Source organism: Rivularia sp. PCC 7116 (assembly GCF_000316665.1).
Taxonomy (GTDB): Bacteria; Cyanobacteriota; Cyanobacteriia; order Cyanobacteriales; family Nostocaceae; genus Rivularia.
Window position 1 is genome coordinate 2,321,497 of sequence record NC_019678.1, and the last position, 23,388, is coordinate 2,344,884.

The window sequence follows — 23,388 nt, forward strand, 5'->3', positions numbered from 1 at the left end:
TTAGTGATTAACTGTCTAAGTTACAGGTACCACTTCCGAATCTTCGGACTTCGTATATTTGTAAACGACGTTTTTAATCATTGCCAATCCAGCATCTCCAGCCAAAGTCATGATTGATTCTGGGTGAAACTGTACTGCTGCAATAGGCAACGTTTTATGTTCAACTGCCATAATCACATCGTCTTCTGACATTGCGGTAATTTTCAATTCTTGAGGAAATTTATCCTTGAGTGCAAATAAAGAATGATATCTACCAACTGTAATAGCTTCGGGTAAATCTTTAAACATTACCGAATCTGAGTCAGTAATATTAATCCGGGAAGGTTTACCATGTTGTGGATAATCTAAAACTCCTAATTCACCACCAAAAGCTTCAACAATGCCTTGCAATCCCAAACACACGCCGAAAACTGGGATATTACGACGCATACAAACTTTAACAGTTTGCTGAACTTTAAAATCACTTGGTTTTCCCGGTCCTGGAGACAATACAACTAAATCTGGATTTTCGGTATCAAAAACTGATTCATCAAATCCATGACGGAGTGTTTTTACGGATGCTCCAGTTTGACGCATGTAGTTCGCCAAAGTGTGAACAAAAGAGTCCTCGTGGTCGATTAATAAAATGCGTTTTCCAGCTTCTACATCGCCAACACAAGCAGTTAAAGACTTTGCATCGCATTTGGCGGTTTTTACTTTTTCCCCTGCTCGGCGAATAGTTTCAAAAGCTGCGGCAGCTTTAGTTAAGGTTTCTTGTTCTTCGGCTGCGGGGATCGAGTCATACAATACTGTTGCACCGACTCGGACTTCGGCAATTGAATCTTTGAGTCTAATTGTCCGTAAAATCAATCCCGTATTCAAATCGCCGTTAAAGCATAAGTAACCTACCGCACCACCATACCAGCGTCTGGCACTGCGTTCGTTCTGTTCGAGATATTCAATTGCTGATTTCTTCGGTGCCCCCGTTACCGTCACAGCCCAAGTATGAGTTAAAAAGGCATCCAAAGCGTCAAATTCTCGTCTTAGCGTACCTTCTACATGGTCTACCGTATGGATTAGATGACTGTACATTTCAATTTGACGGCGACCAATTACTCGTACAGAACCCGGTTTGCAAATCCGCGATTTATCATTGCGATCTACGTCGGTGCACATGGTTAATTCGGATTCATCTTTGAATGAATTAAGTAGCTGACGAATTTGCTTTTCATCATCGAGAGCATCCCTTCCCCGCGCTATAGTACCGCTAATCGGACAAGTTTCTACCCTTCTACCATCAACTCGAACAAAGATTTCTGGGGAAGAACCAATAAGGTATTCTCCACCTAAATTAAATATGAAGCCGTAAGGACTCGGATTAATTTGCCCTAAAGTGGTGAATAATTCTGAAGGTTTCGCTTCACTGGTTTGAGAAAAGTTTTGTGAAGGTACAACTTCAAATAAATCGCCACGGCGGAAGTAATCAAGGGCACCTTCTACCTGCTTGGCATATTCGCCTTTCTCATGATCTGAGGTACGCTCCTGAGTCAAGCGTTTACCTCTATAATCTATAGATTCACCAGTACGAGGAAGATTCTGCGTAGTAGCTTCTCCTTTCTCAAACTCATAACTGAGACGATAAGCACGTTGCAGATAATAGTCAACAACTACCAACTCATCAGGTAAATACAGCACTAAATCTCTTTGATCGTCCGCACGCTGCAAGCGTTGAGAAATTGGTTCAAACTGAAATACTAGATCGTAACCAAACGCGCCATAAAGCCCTAAATGCTCATCTTCATCGCTGTAAAAAGCTTGTAGAATATCGCGGATAACTGTAAAAGCTGAAGGTTGTTTGCTGCGCTCTTCTTCTGCAAAAAATTGTTGCGATCGCTTGATGGTACCGGTAATACTTGCCGTAGTAATTTCGACTTGTGCTAGTTGCGAATGATTTGATAAACGCTGCAAAAGCATTGGTAAAATCACCTTACCGCGTTCGTTCAAAGCCTTAATACTAAAACTTTTATCTCGGGTAGCTATTTCCAGAGGTGGATTTACAAATCCAATTGCCCATCTTTTGTATCTTCCCGGATATTCATAATTACTTTTGAGCAAACCCCCACGCTTTGAATCAAGGTGAAACAATATATCTTGTAAGGCTGCATCAATCTCAACTTCCGTAACCGTGCGAGATACATTAATACCGCCACTAGTTATGTAAGCTTGCTTTTCGATCATGGGCTATTCCTCTGGAAAAATTGCTGAGTATGCAGTTAAACGTTAAGTCAAAAATTAAAAATCAAAAAAATCAAATTTAGGTAGAAGCTATAAATGCATTCACCTCTGCTGTTTGTGGTTATACGACTAATTACTTTATTATCTTCACTACCGTGGATTTCTAACTTATGACTAATTCTAATTACAAATAAATTACAATAATTCAACCACAGTATAATTGCTAAAACCTAGTCAAGCTAATGTACCGCTCAATACTACGTGAGATATTAATAAAAATTTGAAAAAATATGCATTTAAAGCTCAAAATAAGACAACCAATTTAATTTGTGTCGCAAGTTTTCGCGAACAAATATTCTTTGTATAGGTATACGCTTTGATTCAAAGCATACAGTAAAACACAAACCTAATGCAAAAAATTACAGGTATAAGCGGAACAGCAATATCCGGAAAACCCCTAGCCGTGAACTTTTTAAATGTCTTAATAATTTAAGACTACTAGATATCGTGCAAGGCATACATGAACTTTTTTTCGATAGGTGTGTCCAATTTTTAGCTGTTACATAAGTTTACTAAAAAAAAATGACATACAAAAAATCAGTATTATTGCTACCATCCAGAGTATGAAAAAGATTATATGTCTTCGGAGGGGGAAGAGGGGGAAGAGGGGGAGAGGGGGGAGAACAAAGATTATTTTAACCTTCAACCTTTTAACTTGTTCCTTGTCTCCGGCAAGGAATACAATATTGGAGGCTCTGCCTCTTATACACAGAGGAGGCGGAGCCTCAAGAAATGACATTCCAAGTCAGAGACTTGGAACGAGCGGGCACCTTTAACCTTTAACCTTTCACCTTTAACCTTTCACCTTTAACCTTACCAACCGTTAAATGCTGCAATATCAACTCACATACATCGGTTGCTTCGATAGATGAAGCATTAATTAAGTCACTTTGTTTACTAATTAATAAAGGTCCCATTTCGGGGGTGGGGGGAATACAGCCATGAGAACCTTTTACTAAGGAAGCATCTAATGGAATCACATCCATCAAGTAGCGAAAACCTAGCTTTTTCTTGAGCAACTTTAAGCCTACTTTGAGTTTGGGAAATTTGATTTGAGGATTGACAAATAATTCTACTGGATCGTAACCGGGTTTGCGGTGAATATCTACTGCTCTGGCAAAGTCTGGAGCGCGTTTATCGTCGAGCCAGTAATAATAAGTGAACCATGCATTACTGTTTGCAACAGCGATTAATTCCCCGCTTCGAGAATGATTTAGATGATAATCTGGCTTGCTAGTTTCGTCTAAAACGTAGTCTATTCCCTCAGTTTCTTTTAACAGGTTTTTGACTTGAGGAATACAATCGGCATCGTTGACGTAAACATGAGCAATTTGGTGGTCGGCTACGGCGAAAGCTTTACTAGCTCCGGCATCGAGGAGTTCTCTTCCTTCTTCTTCGCGAATGGCTAATAAACCTTTTGAACGCAATAATCTATTAATATGAATAGGTTGGGAGACAGATGTAATTCCATATTCTGATAGGACAACAACAGAGGCTCCGCGTTGTTCGTAAAAATTAATTAAATCGCCGCAAACAGCATCGACTTCTTGCAATTCTTTAGCTATTTTGTCTTGATTGGGACCAAATTTTTGCAAACAGTAATCTAGATGCGGTAGATAAATCAAAGTTAAATTAGGGCTGCATTTTTCTTCTACCCATTTTGATGAATTGGCAATCCATTGTGTAGATGCAATTGATGCAGTTGGTCCCCAAAAGTTGAATAAAGGAAACTGTCCGAACTCTGCTTGTAATTGCTCGCGAAAATTACTTGGTTGAGTATAAATATCGGGTATTTTTCTACCATCAGCAGGATACATCGGTCGGGGAGTTACTGCATAATTTGCCGATGAATACATGTTGTACCACCAGAACATATTAGCGCAGGTAAAATCAGAATCCAATTGTCTTGCCATCTCCCATATTTTCGGAGATTGAACTAACTTATTCGACTGTCGCCAAAACTTAGTTTCACAGTCATCTCTAAAATACCAACCATTACCGACAATGCCATGCTCTGATGGCATTTTACCCGTTAAATAAGTAGACTGTACCGAACAAGTAACCGCTGGTAAAACTGGTTCTACAGTGGCAACTTTTCCCCCCTCAGCCCATCGCGAAAGCATTGGTGTATGCTTTCCTAATAAATTTTTAGTTAATCCGACTACGTTAATTACTACTGTTTTATTCATATGTTAGTTGTTAGTTGTTAGTTGTTAGTTGATAGTTGATAGTTGATAGTTGATGATCCACACCCGACCGGTGAAAGTTGATAGTTGATAGTGTAAATATAATCTTTTTAGGTATATTATTTTTTATAGGTTCGTAGTAAGGCATTTAGTCTTTAATTCGACCACTTTAGCGCTTACTACAAACCAGTATCGACTAACAACTAACCACTAACAACTATCTACTAACTACTAATTCTTGATGATTGGTTGCTTGTAATTTCCATAAAACCCATTCATACTCGCGCTGAATGGATGCTGCGATATCTACTTTCATTTCGGGAGGTAAAACTTCCCAAGTGTAGGTTTCAATTTCTAAGTGATTGCAAATGTCTTTATGTTGCAATAGTTCAAATACGGTAACTATATCGTCTTGAGTTGATTTCAATACTTGATAGTCATCGATAAATAATGGTACGTGAAAATGGGTTCTCCATTCACAAGCGTTGCTTTCTTCGAGAAAAGATAAGGCTGTGGTTAAATCTCGATAATTCTGTAAACTTCCGTCAGCATTGCGAGCAATTACTTGATGTAAATATGTGGATTCGGCAAAAGGTTGCAATCTTTCTTTGAGTAACAGCCTTTTGCTTTTGTCTTTGGATATTTCGGCTTTTAATGCAGCACTAATCTGAATTTTGCCAATTTGGATGCCAGCAGCTTGAAATTTTTCAAATACAGAAACCGGATTTTCATACTCTACTGCAAAATGGCAGGTGTCGTAACACACTCTCACGTGTTCGAGTAACAGTACTTCGGCTGCTGCTTGAGGAATTGCTAGGTTTTTGGCTAAATATGTTCCACCGATGGGTAACAAATATTTTTCAAAGTATTTTATGACTTCTTCAGCATTTTCAATTAATCCATCCGGCTCGGGTTCTAAATTCAAATGCAGAACTTTATCGGTTGCAGCCCGGATTCTTACCATTTGCGCTACGACTTGAGCTATATGGATAGTAGCACTGCTCATTAATTTGGCTTGAGAAAGTTGATTGCCCTCAAACCAAGGTTTATAAGATATGGGTACTGTAGAAATACTACCTTCTATTTCTTCGGGCAATAATTCGGCAAGAATTTGAGTCAATCTTAATGTATAATCCAAACGCTCTTGTTTAGACCAATCCGGTGCATATACTTTGTCTTTTACAACTTGTAAGTGAAATCCACCGTAGGGAAAACCATTTAGCGTGAAAACATATAAATCGTGTTCGTTTAACCACGATTTAAACTCTTCCAAGGTATTTCCTTGTAAAAGTTCTCTAGATGCTGCATTTGCTAAACGCAATCCGATGCCGAAAGGTTGGTTGGGCGATAGCTTTTTCTTCAAAGAAGGAATATATTGCTGCAAATTAGCAAAAACCTGAGTCCAATCTTCACCGGGATGAATATTGGTGCAGTAAGTTAGGTGAAAATTTTTGTTAGAAAAGACTTTCATATTTATAACTGTTTATCAAATGCTAAACGCAAATTGCGAATTGCAACATTGCGAATAATTACATTTTCGCATTAGATAACAGGGTAATTGCTTGTTGATATGAAGAATTTTTTACTGCATGAACCTCAATTTCTTCTCCAATTCTTTGCAAAAGTGTTAGGGTTAGTTCTCCACCCAAATGTTCCCGGAATTCGTTTAACCCGCGAAACAAACATCTGGGATGTTCTATATTAGACTCTTGGGCAAGTTCGGGAATGTATAATTCAAATCCTAATATCTTGAAGGTATTTAGTATATTTTGCCATTCGCAATGTGAAAGCATTCCTTCTAGATAAGAATAAGTGCTGTCTAAAGCAATACCAATTGCCACCGCTTCCCCATGACGCAAACGATAATTAGTCAATTGTTCGAGTTTATGAGCAGCCCAATGTCCAAAATCTAGAGGGCGAGAAGAACCCATTTCAAAAGCATCACCGCTATTAGCAATATGCTGTAAATGTAGCTGGGCGCATCGATAAATTACCTGCTGCATTACTTCTATATTGCGACGAGCTAAGAGTGCAGCATTATTAGAGATAAATTCAAAAAATTCTGCATCTTTAATCAGCGCAACTTTCACCGCTTCAGCAATACCCGCTCGCCAATCTCTATCATCTAGACTGTTAAGAAAATCGAAATCGTTGATAACAGCATAAGGTGGTGCAAAACTTCCTAAAAAATTCTTTTTACCGAAAGCATTGATACCATTTTTAACACCTACAGCAGAATCATTTTGAGCCAGTACAGTTGTAGGAATACGGATAAGACGAATTCCTCTATGGGCAGTAGCTGCCGCATATCCAACTAAATCCAGAACCGCACCACCACCAATTGCAATAATATAAGAGTGACGACAAATACCGGCATTCTCGACTAACTGATGAATATCTTCTAGTAATTGAGGATTATTCTTTGCTGCTTCACCGCCGGGAACTATCATTGCTTCGGCAGATAAAGTTAAAATATCAGCATTGCGATCGCAATATTGCCGCAATTTCGAGAGCAAGTCACCTCGATGTTCCAACAAACCACCATCGACAACAAACACAATCTTTTTAGGCTTTGCTTCGCCATCATTTTCAATAATCTGCGCTAAAAGCGGATTATCCAAATCAAAAATCCCGTTAGTGAAGTGAACCGGATAATTAAAAGTCACCTCAACCCGTTGCTGAATCGGTTGCAGATTATATTTAGGCTTGCTTTTTACTTCTAATATCATGATTAATTATAGATAATTGGGAATTCGGAATTGGTAATTGGTAATTGGTAATTGGTAATTGGTAATTGGTAATTGGTAATTGTTCACTGCTCACTGTTCACTGTTCACTGTTAACTGATTAACAAACGCTTCTTTTGACTGAGAACCAATTACTTTTATTTCGTTGTTAATAATAAAAAACGGTACGCTATTAATACCCAAACTATGGGCATTGTCTGATTTCATCACAATTGCGTTGAGAGCAATTTTATCATTCAAGTGCAACGCTAAATCTGGAAAATCTATTCCGCAAGATTTCGCGATTGCTAATATTACTTCAATATTTCCTAGATTTAAACCCTCTTCAAAATAAGCTTGATAAATTGCTTCAACAACTTTAGCTTTAGAATCTTCTGGAGTTAATTCAATTAATCTATGAGAAAGAGTAGTATTAACAGCCAATCGCACTTTTGTAAAATCCAAAACTACTCCAGCAGCTTCACCCATACGTTGCGTATAATCAAACATTTGCTGTAACTGCGAGAGTGAAATCCCTTTTCGCTCTTGCATAAAATCACGAAACTCATATCCCCCACTAGGAACCGAATTATCCAAAAGAAAAGGATGCCAGCGAATATCTACAGCTTCACCATTATATTCAGATAGCGCATCAAAAAGATGCTTTTTGCCAATTCTACACCAGGGACATACAGTATCATGAAATATATCTATTTGCATAGCTTTTTGATAACTATAATTAAACAGAATTTACAAAAATAGCAGAGGGCACAAGAGAAAAGTGCAAATGGAAATTTATTTCTAAATGAAACTGCTCCCAACTCACTCTGAAATTAAATATCAAATTACTTTTTCTACCCCCTCTTCCCCCTCTTCCCTCTCTTCACCCTCTGCCAAACATAGTTAATCGTAAAGCCGGGAAGAAAGTAGCTCCCAACCCGGAGACTGAGAACTATTCAAATGCATCGATTTCTATTATCAACTGCTGCTTATGCCTATCTTCTTTATCAAGTAGTAAGTAAAACATTTTCACTATCATCTTTTTTTACTTCCTGCTGATGTTTTTGTGAAGTAAAATTATCATGAATTAAATAATCTTCTACTGTTTGTTTCAGCTTATTTTCAGAAGTCAGAGCTTCATTAAAGAAACTTTGAGTAGATTCAAACTCTTTTATCAATGCTTCTCTATCTTTACTCGCTACAAGTTTAGCCAAACGATTATATGTTTCGGCGAGAGAAACTATCATTTCGCATCTTTCTTCAGTTGCTAAAATAATATCCGCACACAAATGCGAACTTTGAGCAAATAAACGTTTAAGAATATCGATTTCTTGAAGATAAGTTGGACTAGCCATCGATAAACTACGCTGAATATCGATATTTTCTTCAGCTAAAAATACACCCAAGCTAAACCTATCAAAATGACGCATTGCTTGAATAATGACCATCATTTTATCGTGTTCTTTGGCTGTAGATTCCACCAACTTGCTACCTTTAGCTGCAAAGAAATCTAGCAACCATGTAAATTGAGCCTCATTGCGTCCCCCACATACCACCACAATCTGTTCTGCAAAGGATTCAACTTTAGGTCCAAACATCGGATGTAATCCCATTACAGCACCTTGGTGGTACTTTAGCATCGCTTGCACGGGTTCAACTTTGACACTGGTAATATCGGCGATCGCTGTTGTGGGTTTTAGATATTGAGCAGCACGTTTAATTACCTCTACAGTTTTCTCAATGGGAACCGAAACCAGTACTAAGTCAGCATTGCTAAGTAATTGATCCGCAAATTGCCAATCTTGATTACCAAAAGCCTCTACATTATGCCCGCTCTCTGACAGTTCCCTGGCAAAAAACTGTCCCATCTTGCCTTTTCCACCGATAATAGTTATCCGCCGAGATTCGCTCTCACTTTCTTTTTTATAAACCATAAAATTGAGTCTTAATATTTAAAAAACAAACGCTAAAAAGAGCGTAATTATGAATTAATGTAGCGATATTCTTTCAATCATAAATGCCAAACTGACTACAATATTGTTTTCGTCTGTTTTTGCTAAATTATGTGAAAAATATTTTCTCAAAACATAAATTTAGTTTTAATAATAAATATTTAATTAATTTGGTTAATATTTTTTAAAATCGATTAATTTATATTTGTTTAAATAAAGATGAAATATATCCACAATCCCTGAAATACCTCAAACATCCGATAAATGAATTCAGTAAAAGCAAATAAGTAACTCCAACCACTAACTACTAACCCCTAACCCCTAACTTCTTTTGCATTGCTGGTAAAATACCGGGAATTTTGCGAGAAATAGCTTGAGAGAAAACAGCTTCATAAGCCACTAATGCTTGTTCAAAGGAATAGCGCTCGACAGCAAAATTTCTTGCCTTTATACCCAATTGCCTCGTTAAAGCAGGATTGCTATGTAAACTCATAATTGCAGCAGCTAAATCTTGGGGTGATTCTGGTGCGACAACGACACCACCACCACTTTGCCTAACAGCACGTGCTGCCGTACCTGAAGCAGGAACAGAAGCAATAATTGGACTTCCTGAAGCTAACAATAATGGTATTTTAGAAGGCATATTAAAAGAAATGACGTTGCGTTTTTGTACAACTAAACCAACATCAGCAGCCGCTAGCATCTCCGGTAACTTTTCTCGCGGTTGCAGCGGTAGCAATAGAACATTATCCGCACCACAAGCCAGACAATATTTTTGCAGCCTTTTCAAAGCCTTTGATTCCCCAGCAATTACAAAAGCAATCTCTGGAATATGTGTTAACGATGCTGCTGTTTCAATTACCGTTTCTAAACCTTGAGTTAAAGCAATATTGCCTGAATAAAGCACCACAAATTTATTCTCTAATTTGTAACTAGCTTTCCAGTTTTTAGCTTTTTTTGGCAAAGGGCGAACAAAATTTACATCAACCCAATTAGGAATGCAGGCAATTTTGTTGATTGGAACTTTCTTACTAACTAAATTTTTAACAAACCCGTCGGCAATCACGCTAATTGTATGAGCTTTTCTATAAGCAAACTTCTCTAAAGTCTCTAAAGCCCGAATCATAAATTTGTTCTTTAATAATCCAGTTTTGATTGCAGCTTCAGGTAAAATATCTTGGACATTCAATACCAACGGACAATGATAAAACCAACTTAGCAAAGCTGCCGGTAATGAAACTAATAAAGGTGGAACCGTTAAAAGAATAACATCAGGTCGCCAACCATTTAAAGCTTGAGGCAAGCTTGTAAATACGAAGCTTAATTCCAATAGCAACCTATCAATTAAATTAGGCTTAGATTTAATTCTTAAATAACATCTTTGAATAGTTACACCATTTTTCTCTTCTGTGGTATACCATTTACCCCGATACTCCTCATAAATCTCGCGCTGTGGATAATTAGGCATACCCGTAATCACCCGCACTTGATGTCCCTTTTTTACTAACCCCTCAGCAAGCTCAGTCATTAAAGGTGCAATTCCGATGGGTTCGGGATGATAATTATAGGAATAAATTAGAATCTGCATTTACATCGACTTTTATAACTTTATTGGGAATTTACATAGGGCATGGGGATAACTCGCAGAGTATCTACCCACTATCTTAATATTAAAATGTATCCTAAGTTACACTAAATAATTTAGCTAGCATTATAGATATAGGTAATAAACTTAACAGTAACAAACCATAACTAAAACCGGCAAAACTACAGCTAACAGTTGCATCTAATACTATAAGAGATAAAACCCCCGAGCGCACTGCTGTACGTATATTTTCTGCACTTGGTTGACTCACAGCTTGCACGAAAGGCAGCAGAACGCGCCAACTCAGTAGAATTACGAATGGTAATACCGCTAAGAAATAAGATTTATTTAGCAAACCCAGCCCTAATAGTCCGGCAATAACCATACCCATTAATATCAAAGCTACAACACCGGTACTGCGTTTTCCGCCATGTACTTCACCTTGGCTGATAGCTGTAATCGCAGCAATATAAGTAATTGGAATTAAAGCTAAATACCAGTTTTCCCTCAGCATTGGCGACAATATACTCACACCCAACAGTAAATTACCACCGCGACAAATCCCCATATTTAAAGGGCCAAAAAACGTATGATGTTTTCCGTAAGCATCGTAAAGCAAAGCCGCAGCAGCCACACCACAAGCAATACAAAAACTTAACCAAGAAACTTGAGCCGCAGCGAATACACCAATACTTAAAAGTATGCCTCCTAAAACAACTGCTCCCCGTAACGAGCTTCTACCGCTGGGAATTGGTCTTTCTGGTCTTTCTTTGGCATCTAAATCGGCATCAAATACATCGTTAAATACAACACCGCCGCCGTATAAACCAGTAGTAGACAAAATTAGCCATGCTACAGGTAGCGGATTACCCACGATGAGAAAACCCGAAGCCGCAATACCCGCTAGCACATCCGCCCAAGCGGTAATAATATTCGCAGGTCGCGTTAACTGTAGATACGCCCAGAAGCGATTGGTGTTTAAAGTTGCCGTGTTCATGTTTTTAGAGTGGGGAAGAGGGGGAAGATGGGGAAGAAGGGGAAGATGGGGGAGAGGAGGGAGAAGGGGTAGTTATAAGTTATTTCCCCATGCCCAATGCCCAATCCCCCATGCCCAACTTTCACTCAATCAATGCATATTCAGATTTTTCAACAACTGGCTTTTGTCCGCGCAGTACCGAGTTGCCGCTGAATAATTCTCGCTGATCGATTGGCGATGGATTCAACCAGTCAGATTCTTTGATTTGTCCGCTTTGGCTGTATGCTGCAAGAGCATTTTCGTAACAGGTGGCTCGCATATGCGCTTCTGGAATTCCTCTTTCTATCATTAATTGAGCAGTTTTCGGTACTGCTAAAGGATCGCTTACTCCCCAGTCGGCGCTGCTATCTACGATGATTCGTTCGCAGCCGTATTGACGTACAACTTCCACCATGCGAGCATTGCCCATTTTGGTATTTGGATAAATTGTAAATGCTGCCCAGAAACCTCTATCTAATACTTCTTTGACGGTTTCTTCATTGTTATGATCCATTACCACCTTGGATGGTTCCAAACCATGTTCGATACATACATCCATGCTGCGACTAGTACCCGCTTTTTTATCGCGGTGCGGTGTATGAATCATCACCAGCATATCTAATTCTTTCGCTAATTCTAGCTGCAAGCGAAAATACTTGTCTTCTGCCGGTGTCATGTCGTCGTAACCAATTTCGCCGATGGCAACAACACCTTCTTTACAAGCGTACAAGGGCAATAATTCCATTACCTGTTCCGCCAAAGGTTCGTTATTTGCTTCTTTTGAATTCAAGCCGATGGTACAGTAATGCTTAATGCCAAACTGCGAAGCCCGAAACCTTTCCCAGCCCACCAAGCTGCTGTAATAATCTTGAAAAGAACCAATATTAGTTCTCGGTTGTCCCATCCAAAAAGCAGGTTCAATTACCGCAACAATACCCGCATCACGCATTTTTTCGTAATCATCGGTAGTGCGGGAACTCATATGAATATGTGGATCGATATACATGATAAAAATTTTGGTAATTGGTAATTGGTAATTGGGAATTGGGAATTGGGAATTGGGAATTGCTAATTGCTAATTGGTAGCTGAGATAGTTAAGAGTTGGATGTTTAGATTTTAGAAATTAGGAATTGGAGATTAGAAACACAGAGGAGCTTTTCGACTCATTACCTATTACCCACTACCCATTACCCATTCCCATTTCACTTAACATTCTTCCAAGTTAGTCTTCCTGCTCGAATATCGTTTTGTAATTCTGGATATCGAGCTAGAATAATTTGGGCTTCGGGTAATGGACATTCAGCACATGCTAAAGCTGCTGCTGTTCTTTCGAGTAACTTCTGCTGTCCTTTACCGTTTGAATAGGTTTTAGTTTGAGACTCTGTGAGAACGCGCTCTAAATCTGCTAACATCTCATCGTTGGCAAATTTTCCTACACATCGCCATAATTCGGGGGATACATCGCGTCTGGCTGCCCATCTTTCATGAGCGTAATCTAACAGCATCCTTGCCAAATCAGGGTTTGCTCTTTCGTCAATCCCTTGAATTAAATGTAAAGGACTACCAACAAACAAAGCTTTTAAAACCATCTGATTCCAAGCTAGGTTATCTAAATATTTAGCTGGATAGGGATTTTGTAAAGCAACCGCATTGAATACTGCCGTCATATTACTGCGGATACCTTCAGCAGCGCGATCGCGAAATCTTTCGGGATAAGGAAGCAGGGGTAATGCTTGATATAGCGCTACTAATTCCCTAACGTCGGCGGCGGCAAATACTTGATCTAATGTCTGTAAATATTTATCTGCGTCATCAGATGGTAAACTTAATACCAGTAATGTACGAGCCGCTTGGTCTATAGTCCATTCACCCGGATACCAGTTATCGCAGATGTTGGAGGCTGATTCTAATTCTTCTAATGTCGGCTGAATCTCTTTTTTATCTGTATAACGAGGTACAGCACTGAAAGCTGTAAAAAATAGAAAAGGTGCCGCACCCTCGCTTATCAGCTGTCGCTTTTGATTTAACCAGTTCAGAGCTTCAGTATTAACTTGTCGGGATACCCAACGGTAAAGTAACTCTTGGGTAGTAATATTTTGCGTTTCTATATAACTTGTAGCAACAGACATTTTTATATGTAGTAGTTAAATAATTTTAGTTATTTCCTCGTTCCTTGGCTCTGCCAAGGAATACATAGCTTGAGGCTCTGCCTCACATGAAGGCAGAGCCTTCTGATGACGTTCCCAGCCAAAGACTGGGAACAAGAATTAAACGAGAATCAATAACGTCAAATCCTAAATTAAGCAGATTGCTTATTCTTCTTCAACTTAGTTGCAGCAGCACCAAGAGCAAATACTCCAAAACCGAATAAAGTTGCAGGCTCGGGTACTTTTGTCGCGACTTTCTTACCTTCTACATTTAACACCTGTACGCGACCGGTGAAGAAATCACCCACATACAATTTGTTGTCGTTGTAGCTCAAACCACCACTCCAGTTAAACTTACCTGGTTCTAAATCGGCGGGGTTTGTGGCAAAAGGTAGTTCGCCAGGTGCGGGAGGACCGGCATTTTCTACAGCTTCACCAAATATAGTTAATAAATTACCGTCTTTATCAAATACTTGAACGCGGTTATTTTGTGAGTCAGCCACGTAAATATTATCTTGTTCGTCCACATCGATACCGATTGGCTCGTTGAATTGTCCGGGTGCAGTTCCTTCAGTACCAAATGCATAAAGGAAATTTTGCTCGGAATCAAGTACCTGAATTCGGTTATTAAACTGGTCGTTAAGATAAATATTGCCAGTTGTATTGGATATAGCTATACCAGCAGGACCATCAAACTGACCTGGTTCGGTACCCAAGCTACCGTAGGTTTTAACTAATTCTCCATCTCTGCCGTAAACTTTGACTACGTCACCGCTAAAATCTGTTACGTGTAAATTACCTTGCTTGTCAAAATCCATACCGCCAGGACCGAAGAAAATATCTCCAGCACCTTGACCGCTAAATGAACCGAAGGAAGTTACAAATTCTCCACTGTCGGGATTGTATACGTCAATTTCGCTGTTAAAAACGTCACCCACGTATAAGTTGCCGGTTATAGGGTCAAATTTCAAATCTGCTGGTTCGTCTAAACCCGCTCCTTTCCCCTGAGCGCCGGTGCCAATAGCCCGGAGATATTCACCATCGGGACTAAACACATCTACTCTATTACCAACATTAGGAAGGAAAGTATCCGTTGTTGGATCGTAGCCACGACCGTTACTTACATAAATATTGCCGGTTGCATCGCGCTCTCCCACACCTTGAGGTACGAAAAGCTGTCCGGGAGCAAATCCCGGCTCGCCAATTGACTTATCGTATGTAAGACTTATTGCTTTAGCTTCGGCAGTTGCTGCCAAAAACATGAATCCTGCACTCGCAAGAGCTAGCGATAAATTTGCTACTAACTTCATCCTTGAAACTCCCGATACTGCTAGTTATACTTTCTATTAGGTAATGTCTCCAGGTCTTGACCTGGGACTTGTACAGCCAGTTGCTGCTGATGAAATCTATCAAACAGCAACTTGCTGTTTTTTTTACTTGTGAAGTTCTAGGTATTATTTACCGTTAACTGTTAATTGCTAACTGTTAAAGAGCTTCAACCTTGTCCAAAATTTCTTCTAGCTTTTCTTCCTGACGCTTGCGCTTCTTGTATTGAGAAGTTGCTCCTGCTGCTGCAACTCCTAATAAGCCAAGTACGGAAGCGGGTTCGGGAACTCTTGCTGGTTTGTCACCACCTTTAGCTAAGTCAATCTTCACTAATTGACCCTGTTCTGCTAAGCGAGCGCGGTTTGCAGTGTATAAAGCACCATCGCGATAAGTTAAACCAGAAGCTGCTTCTAAACCATCGCCGTTCCAAATGGTTTCGCGAGTTCCATCGGCAGCTACTTTAATAATCGAACTGCTAATATCGCCGACTACTTCACCACCTTGAAGAATGTTCTTCCACTCGGAAGTATTCATGTGTTGCAACACGTACAGGTTGCCTTCTTCGTCGTATGCGGTACCTGTCAACTGAGTAAAGCCATTACCATCATTGGTGATTGTCTCTGTGATATTTAAATCACTGTCAACAGAATATAGACGCGCTCTACCTTCTGGATAGGGGAAGTAAGAATATTCAGCTACGGTGAAATCACCATCGGGAGATTCGGTAATTCCTGTAGGTACCGATTGGAATGTGATGGGGAAATCTTGACTTGCTTCTTCTCCCCCTGGAGGTGGTCCGCTTGGTGGTTCGCCACCTTGACCGTTAATTGCTGGTAAGCCTGGTGCATCCGATGGTTGTTCTCCACCTGGGATTTCACCGGGGGGTTCAAAGCTAGGGAATTCGAGTTCGCTTTGATCGACTGGCAGGATGGGGAATGCAGCTACTTTTTCAATACCACCTTGGTCAAGTGGTGTTTTCCAAATGACATTTGCACCACCATCAACTACAAAAGCTGTATTGTCCTTAATTGTCATCGCATAAGGATTGGTGATGATGTCAGTACCATCGGGATTGTTGTCTACTTCATACTGAGCAAAGTCGGCAACTTCTCTTCCTAAAGCGCCTTGTTGCAAATCGACTTCGTATAGTTTTCCGAGTGTAGGAGTCTGTAGAATCGGTCCGCTAGTCGAAGGATCGCCAGCATAACCCATTAATAAATAAGCTTTGCCATTGTCATCAAATTTTAAATCCGCAGGTCCAGCCGCTTGTTCTCCAAACGGAGTCAAAGCCAAGGAAGCTAAATCTGGAATGACTGTTTGAGTGCTACCATCGGTACCAATTTTAAGCAAGGAGCCTGTATTTCCAGCACACAAGGGAATAAATTGCGAACTTGGAGACGGAACGCATCTTCCGTCTTCGCCATCTCCACCTTTACCGCTGGTTGTCAGATAGATATTTCCCTCAGAGTCAAAGTCAAAGTTACGAGGGTTATCTAATCCGTCAGCGAGTACAGACAGCGAGGCTGCTCTTGCTGTGGTTGTGCCTAATATCGAGGCGATGCTTACCGTAAAAAGCGTTAAAGCGATTGACTTAAACTTCATAGTTGCTGAAATCGATTAATAGTTTATGGAATAAATGCGGTTCTCTGAAGAACAGCCCCAATGATTGGGATATGAATATCAAGCATAAAATCGGCTTGAAACTTGTTTCCGTTTGAATATCCTGGGTTTTGACAATCTATAACGCCCTACTAGATATGAGAACGGGGAATATTTTTAGTCGGATTTTCAACTTTAATAATCTGTCCAATTCCCGGACGACCGCCTCTATTGATGATATAAAAATCACCATCTGGCCCTATTGTCAAGGCTGAAGGCATCTCCAATCCGTTACCCTCAATAAGCGTTGTACGCTCGCCATCTGGGGCAATTTTAATCAATGCTCCATCTGCTTTTCCTTTCCAGCCAGACTTATTCATATGTTGCAAAACATACAAATTACCATCGGCATCGAAAGCCATATCTATTAACTGAGTAAATCCTTGCGCGAAAACTTCAACTTCGCCTGAATCACAAATTCTATAGATATTTGCCCCTGCTTCGGGGAAAGGAAAGCCGCTAAATTCGCAAACGTAATAAGCTCCATCAGCACCTTTTACTACATCTGTAGGTACTGATTGAATAGACACTTCAGATGGTGGAGCTTGTGGATAAGCACCAGGGGGTGGAACATGTCCCCGGTCAAAGTTCTGCGATTTAGCACCGGGAAATATTGGATTGATTAATATCCGCTGGGGAATCTCAGCGATTAATTTCAAATCGCCGCTATCAGTATTTATGCTGAAGAGACTGTTCGCGCCCGCATCAACTACTACCAATCTATTGCCATCTACGTATAAAGACAAGGGATTGCTGGCAACTTCATTATCCCTTGATGCAATCTTGTTTAAAGCTTCACAGTTAGTGATATCTGCTATACTTGACCAAGTATTATTACCTTCTACATATGTAATAATTTTACCTAAATCTGTATTGCCGAGAGATTTGCGAAAAACTGGATTTGCGGCATATCCCAACACAATATAAGCTTTCCCCGTACTATCGAACTTGATATCGTGGGGACCAGCAGCACCAGAACCATCAGCAAATGCCACGGAGGGTAAACCTGTTAAAACACGTTTAATGGTGCCATTCTCAATTTTGCAAATGGCACCACTCAAACCGTAACTTAAGTTTCCTTGACCGCTAGGAGAAGGAATTGATGGCCCATCTCCACCAGTTCCTGCTTCTGCCACATACAAATTACCCTGGGGATCGAATGTTAATCCTTTGGGATTATCAAAACCTTCGGCAATTATCGTAAAAGATTTATTTGTAAGTTGCTGTACGCTCATTTCTCTTCATATAAATGACTTAAGATTACTAATAGAAAATCGTCAAGAAAGCACCCCGATGATAGATAGATTTTTGAATTCATTCCTATGAAAGATTCCGCCATATTATTGCGGAATATAGCTCATGCCTCGATTAAAGCTTTCCATGTTGCCAGCCTTGCCTTCAAGCATCCGTTTGATGTTCATGCTTTCGGCACCTAAATCTTCAATTTGCAGCTTGCCGTGAATTTCGGATTGATCGGCTTTCCAAAAACTGATTCGATGCATAATAAAACCACTTGCTTCTGGATCTGCAAATGCGTAGGAGGCGGGTATTAATAGCATGGGAGTCCGCTGATAATACTCAAATTCAGGATAGTAACATTCTTGTTCGAGCAAGTAGTATTTACTCAAGCCATGTAGCTGCACCCTGACTTTTACTTTGCGATCGTACTCATCTAAAAACTCTCCTTCTGACTGAGAAATTTCACCATTAGCCCTGAGTAAATGGGCCCAATCGTCCATATTTCGCAAGTCTTGCAGAAATTCGATACCCATTTCAATTGGAGCATCAACATAGATAGTATCGGTATCTACAAAGTGTTTTCCTTTCGCTGCCGAAGTTAAACCAGCTTTACGTTCTAAGTTCGCCTTCAAAGAACGACATTCAGAAGTATGTACTGTATGAATTCCTTGCATAATCATGCCGGTTTGCCGCTTGGGATCGACAAAACTCAACCAGTGAAAATACACGCCTTTTTCGTCAGTACCGGGTTCAATATAGTCGGTAGGGAAAAGCAGCACTGGGTAAACCTGGAAATATTTTTCATATTCCAATCCACAGTGCCATTCAATGCCATAGAATTTGGGATTTTCTAACTTTTTTACATGATAGTAAAGGTCTTCGTGGTAGCCAGACGCTGTTCCTCTGTAGGTATTGTCATCAATTTTTTCTTTCATCCGACTAAACAACGTCCATTCATCCAAATTCTCAAGACTACAAAGATAGTCAAAAGCTGTTTTAGGCGAAGTTGCAATATAAGCCGATGTCGCAAATGTATTCTTTTCCATTACCACCCCTGTTCAATTACCAATTACCAATTACCAATTACCAATTACCAATTACCAATTACCAGCAACTCAACTCTTACCGTTTTTACCATTAGTTGATGTAGTAGTTGCTAAAACTTTTTTAATATTTTTAGCGTTAGCAATTCTTTCTTCTGCTAACTGTTTAGAAGCATCATCTGTGGTGATTTGCTGGTTTTCGGCTCGGTCAAATATATCAAGTAAAGTATTATAAATATTCCTTACTTGTCTAAAGGCTTTTTCTTCGTTGTAACCAATCATTTCGTTATAAACGTTGATTAATCCTCCAGCATTAATCACATAATCGGGAGCGTACAAAATACCTTTTTCAACAAGCATCATTCCATCTTGTTTTTCCTGACCAAGCTGATTGTTTGCAGCACCAGCGATTACTTTTGCTTTAATTTGAGGAATTGTCTGGGCATTAAGAGTCCCACCCAAAGCACAGGGAGAAAACACATCAACATCAAGCTGATAAATTTCTGAAGGTTCTACTACCGTAGCACCAAATAAATTTTTTATTTCTGCCGTTCTTTCGGGGTTAATATCAGTTACAAAAAGTTCTGCACCATTCTCATGTAAATGGCGGCAAAGATTTGTGCCAACATTTCCCAATCCCTGAACCGCTACTTTTAATCCTTTTAAATCGGAAGTTTTTAAGCGAAACTCTACAGCCGCTTTTAAACCTAAAAATACTCCCCATCCGGTTACAGGTGCCGGACCACCAGATTTTTCTTCTACACCTACAACATAATTAGTTTCTTTACTAATTTTGCGGACATCTTCCGGGGTCATATTGACATCTTGACCGGTAATAAAACGTCCGTTTAAGCTATTGACAAAACGCCCGTAGGCATATAAAAGTTCATCAGTTTTATGGGCGGGATTTCCTATAATTACCGCTTTACCTCCACCAACTGGAATGTTCGCACAAGCAGCCTTATAAGTCATACCTCGACTCAAACGTAAAGCATCTTTTAATGCATCTGCTTCCGATACATAAGGCAGCATTCTTGTTGCCCCCATTGCCGGACCTAAACTTGTATCGTGAATTGCTATTATTGCTTTTATATCTGGGTCTTTACCATTGCAAAATAAGACTTGTTCGTGACCCATTTCCGTCACATTTTCAAAAAGATTCAAACTAAGAACTCCTGATAAATTAAATTCATGCAATAAAAGTTATTTGTTAGTTGTTAGTGGATAGTGGTTAATAAGTAAGTGGATCAAATTAAATATAAAACCTCACCCTGCCTCCGGCTTCCCTCTCCTTACTAAGGAGAGGGATTGAGAAGCCACTGCGTTGGGCGGGTTCCCCGACTTATAGCAAGTGGCGTGGTGAGGCTTTATCTTATATTTAATTATGCCTACCTACTTAGTGCAATACAGTTGCCGATAAATATTCTCTCTCCTTGCTTGTCTCAACAGATCGATTTCTGAACTCAACCGTATTGGTTAATAGTGAGAGTATCTTCTTCCCCGGTTTCTAGAGAGCAAGATGCTCCCGCTACCCTGGATTAATTGAAATGACTATATAATTTCTAAAAATTCTTAATACTCCTAACTACTTTCACCGCTCAGGTGTGGATCATCAACTAACCACTAACCACTATCAACTAACCACTATCAACTAACGGGACTTAGATATTCGGAAATGATGCTTGTACTTTTGGCTTTTGTTCGGAAGTGGATTTCACTCCTTGAGAAGCCAGACCTTTATTGCGCCCTTTGGAGGGAGCAGGTCTATCTGGGTCAATCAGAACATCGATTATTATTGGACCATTTGCTGCGATCGCTGTTTCTAAAGCTGCTGTAATTTCAGATTCTTTAGTCACGCGAATCCCTTTTGCTCCCATTCCCCGAGCAATCATTTCAAAATTAGTCTCGGGGATGATTGCATCTGCACCCGTCATTCCCAACATTTTCATACCTTGATGGCACATGTTGTAACGAGCATCGTTGAGGACAATCCAAATAGCTGGAATCTGATATTTAACTGCCGTGCTGATTTCGTTATTCATCAACATGGCTCCGTCTCCAACAATGGCTACGGCTATTCCATCGCGAGCTTGAGCCGCACCGACTACACCAGTTACGGCATGTCCCATCGCGCCCACTCCAGTGCTGACTCGATAACGATTAGCTTGACTAAATCGCAATAGATTCGTTGACCAGGTGAACGAGTTGCCGCATTCAGCCATCACAACCGCATCGGTACCATCAACAATCACCTTCTGAATTGCTTCCATCAAGATTTCTGGTCTAATTAAGGATTCAGAACCAGCTTCAACTGGAGAACGTTCCGGTTTTGGTAAAGATGAAGGTTGAGATGCTTTTAATTGAGACTCAGATATTTCTTCGGCTTCCAATATATCTAGCAACTGCAAAACAAAGGCTTTGACATCAGACACAATTCCTATAGTTTCTGCATGAGGATAAGCAACTCCCGGCACATTGGCATCTACATCGACATGGATGAAACCTTCGGATGGAACCATTTCTTGATTCCAAAAAGATGTCGGCTCGCTCAAACGACTTCCCAATACCAAAGTCCGGACGGGAGCCTGCTCCTGCATGTAAGTCATTACCGAACCGTGACCTCCCAAACCAGTTACCCCAATAAACTGAGGATGGTTTTCTGGGAAAATCCCTTTACCACGAGGCGAACACATTACTGCCGCTCCGGTTTTTTCTGCCAACTGACGGATTTCTGAAGCTGCACCACGGGCACCAAATCCCAACCAAATAGCAAAAGTTCCGCTTCTAAGCAACTTCGCTACATTCCCTACTACTTGTGCATCGGCAGTGACTAAAGAACAGCTAACGCCTTGTTCGGGTAGCTGAGTTTCATCCATCAGCATGTTCTGTACTGCCGTAGGGATAGTCAAATGAGCTACATACCCACCTGGTTGAGACATTCCTACAGCAAGTTTACGAAATATTTGCGGTAATTGAGCCGCAGATTCTACTGTGCTAGCATAATTAAACACCGTACCCGTAGTAAAAATACCACTACTAGGTAAGGTGTCGGTACTGGTTTCCTGAATTGCCCACCGTCCTCGCTGCGGTGCGGAGGTGCAAGCTGACAGCAAAATCACTTTTGCTCCTTCACCACGCGCAGCAAATAATCCGGTCAAAGCATTTGTTATACCAGGTCCTGCTGTGGTAAACACCACAGTAGGATTACCGCTAGCAAAATAACCTTCTGTAGCAGCAAACGCCGCTCCAGCTTCGTGACGAAAATTCAATACATCAATATCGCTATTAGATAAAGCCCCCCAGAGTGATGCCATAGCACCTCCGGAAACTCCATAGGCTGACTTTACTCCCAAATTTTCAAACATCTGGGCGACTGCATCAGCAACAGTCATATTTTCGTTACTTTCTTGTATAATTTCGCTTGCAGTCGCTTCTATGCAACTACCACTAAGAACTTCCTTACGATCATTTACATTATGAGGAGAAGCTCTTTTAGTCAAGTTTTGAACCATTATTTAATATACGCTCCCTGAACGAGGGTTGGGTGTACCTGAGTATTTACGACTTCTTGGATGCGCTTCTAATTACAACTAAAATTGTTGGCTATGCTTCTTTACTATTTCCTTATAACTTCACACCCAGCCATACAAACACCGGGAATGGCTAATTACCACTTTTGCCGTCAGTAGAAAAATTTTAACTGGAGAAGCAAAACAACCAAGACTCTGTGTTTATAGAAACAAGCCTACATAAATTTTATATGTTGCTGCAATGAAAAATCTTTTGATTACATTGTCTATTCTTTTGCTTTTCTTTACATTTTGAATTAACTATATAGCTACCCAAGTAATTAAATTATCATTTCAAATAAGCATAGTTACCAGTCAGTACAGGCAGTAGAAGGCTTTTTTGCACTTAAATTCAGATCGGAATCCTATTTGAATCTTGCGAGGTATGCTGAGAATCAAACCTATGTACAGCAAGTTTTCAACTAAATTCTTTTTTCAAAAATCTGCGGAGGAGTCCTATCTCAATAATTGGTAATAGTAAATAGCAGTCAAAATGAAATAAGGACTTACGCAAAGCGCCGGAGGAAGATAGCAATCCCAGCATTTCCCGAGACGAACCACACCCTGCGAATGAATACGTCGCTGTCGCTTCTAATTACGCAATTACCTTATTTTTATGTAAGTCCTATAAATTTATAAATAGATAAGCAAATATACTGATTCAGG

The 23,388-nt window shown here is 40.0% G+C and carries 16 protein-coding genes; all 16 read right to left on the minus strand.

From position 1 onward, the window contains the following. Positions 1-15 precede the first annotated feature (15 nt). A complete protein-coding gene (locus tag RIV7116_RS09115) occupies positions 16-2,217 on the minus strand; it encodes an anthranilate synthase (protein ID WP_015118002.1) in 2,202 nt (733 codons plus the stop codon). 836 nt (positions 2,218-3,053) lie between these two features. Beyond that, positions 3,054-4,463: an alkaline phosphatase family protein gene (locus RIV7116_RS09120; protein ID WP_015118003.1), complete on the minus strand. Its 1,410-nt coding sequence runs from the start codon at positions 4,461-4,463 to the stop codon at positions 3,054-3,056. 214 nt (positions 4,464-4,677) lie between these two features. Continuing rightward, the gene (gene eboE, locus RIV7116_RS09125) at positions 4,678-5,931 is read right to left on the minus strand and encodes a metabolite traffic protein EboE (protein ID WP_015118004.1); all 1,254 of its coding nucleotides are present in this window, start codon (positions 5,929-5,931) and stop codon (positions 4,678-4,680) included. 58 nt (positions 5,932-5,989) lie between these two features. Beyond that, positions 5,990-7,189 carry a 3-dehydroquinate synthase gene (locus tag RIV7116_RS09130; RefSeq protein ID WP_015118005.1) on the minus strand — a complete coding sequence of 400 codons (1,200 nt, stop codon included), beginning with the start codon at positions 7,187-7,189 and terminating at the stop codon, positions 5,990-5,992. A gap of 90 nt (positions 7,190-7,279) precedes the next feature. After that, the gene (locus RIV7116_RS09135) at positions 7,280-7,906 is read right to left on the minus strand and encodes a DsbA family oxidoreductase (RefSeq protein ID WP_015118006.1); all 627 of its coding nucleotides are present in this window, start codon (positions 7,904-7,906) and stop codon (positions 7,280-7,282) included. Positions 7,907-8,193: 287 nt separating this feature from the next. Then, on the minus strand, positions 8,194-9,120 hold the full coding sequence (gene tyrA, locus RIV7116_RS09140; RefSeq protein WP_015118007.1) for a bifunctional chorismate mutase/prephenate dehydrogenase: 927 nt from the start codon (positions 9,118-9,120) through the stop codon (positions 8,194-8,196). A 325-nt stretch (positions 9,121-9,445) separates the two neighbouring features. Next, positions 9,446-10,726, minus strand: a complete 1,281-nt coding sequence (locus RIV7116_RS09145; RefSeq protein ID WP_015118008.1) for a glycosyltransferase family 4 protein — start codon at positions 10,724-10,726, stop codon at positions 9,446-9,448. A 94-nt stretch (positions 10,727-10,820) separates the two neighbouring features. Then, a complete protein-coding gene (eboC, locus tag RIV7116_RS09150) occupies positions 10,821-11,720 on the minus strand; it encodes a UbiA-like protein EboC (RefSeq protein WP_015118009.1) in 900 nt (299 codons plus the stop codon). Between the two features lie 121 nt (positions 11,721-11,841). Continuing rightward, positions 11,842-12,744, minus strand: a complete 903-nt coding sequence (locus tag RIV7116_RS09155; protein WP_015118010.1) for a TatD family hydrolase — start codon at positions 12,742-12,744, stop codon at positions 11,842-11,844. 197 nt (positions 12,745-12,941) lie between these two features. After that, complete coding sequence (locus RIV7116_RS09160) at positions 12,942-13,868, minus strand: EboA family metabolite traffic protein (RefSeq protein WP_015118011.1); 927 nt, start codon at positions 13,866-13,868, stop codon at positions 12,942-12,944. A gap of 170 nt (positions 13,869-14,038) precedes the next feature. Beyond that, positions 14,039-15,196: a scytonemin biosynthesis PEP-CTERM protein ScyF gene (gene scyF, locus RIV7116_RS09165; protein ID WP_015118012.1), complete on the minus strand. Its 1,158-nt coding sequence runs from the start codon at positions 15,194-15,196 to the stop codon at positions 14,039-14,041. A 175-nt stretch (positions 15,197-15,371) separates the two neighbouring features. After that, positions 15,372-16,814, minus strand: coding sequence for a ScyD/ScyE family protein (locus RIV7116_RS09170; protein WP_015118013.1), 1,443 nt, complete (start codon positions 16,812-16,814; stop codon positions 15,372-15,374). A 149-nt stretch (positions 16,815-16,963) separates the two neighbouring features. Next, positions 16,964-18,106 (minus strand): ScyD/ScyE family protein, encoded by a 1,143-nt coding sequence (locus RIV7116_RS09175; protein WP_015118014.1) that lies wholly within the window; start codon positions 18,104-18,106, stop codon positions 16,964-16,966. Between the two features lie 105 nt (positions 18,107-18,211). After that, on the minus strand, positions 18,212-19,156 hold the full coding sequence (gene scyC / locus RIV7116_RS09180; RefSeq protein WP_015118015.1) for a scytonemin biosynthesis cyclase/decarboxylase ScyC: 945 nt from the start codon (positions 19,154-19,156) through the stop codon (positions 18,212-18,214). 69 nt (positions 19,157-19,225) lie between these two features. Next, positions 19,226-20,317 carry a tryptophan dehydrogenase ScyB gene (gene scyB, locus RIV7116_RS09185; protein ID WP_015118016.1) on the minus strand — a complete coding sequence of 364 codons (1,092 nt, stop codon included), beginning with the start codon at positions 20,315-20,317 and terminating at the stop codon, positions 19,226-19,228. Between the two features lie 497 nt (positions 20,318-20,814). Further along, positions 20,815-22,665 carry a scytonemin biosynthesis protein ScyA gene (gene scyA / locus RIV7116_RS09190; protein ID WP_015118017.1) on the minus strand — a complete coding sequence of 617 codons (1,851 nt, stop codon included), beginning with the start codon at positions 22,663-22,665 and terminating at the stop codon, positions 20,815-20,817. Between the last annotated feature and the right edge of the window lie 723 nt (positions 22,666-23,388).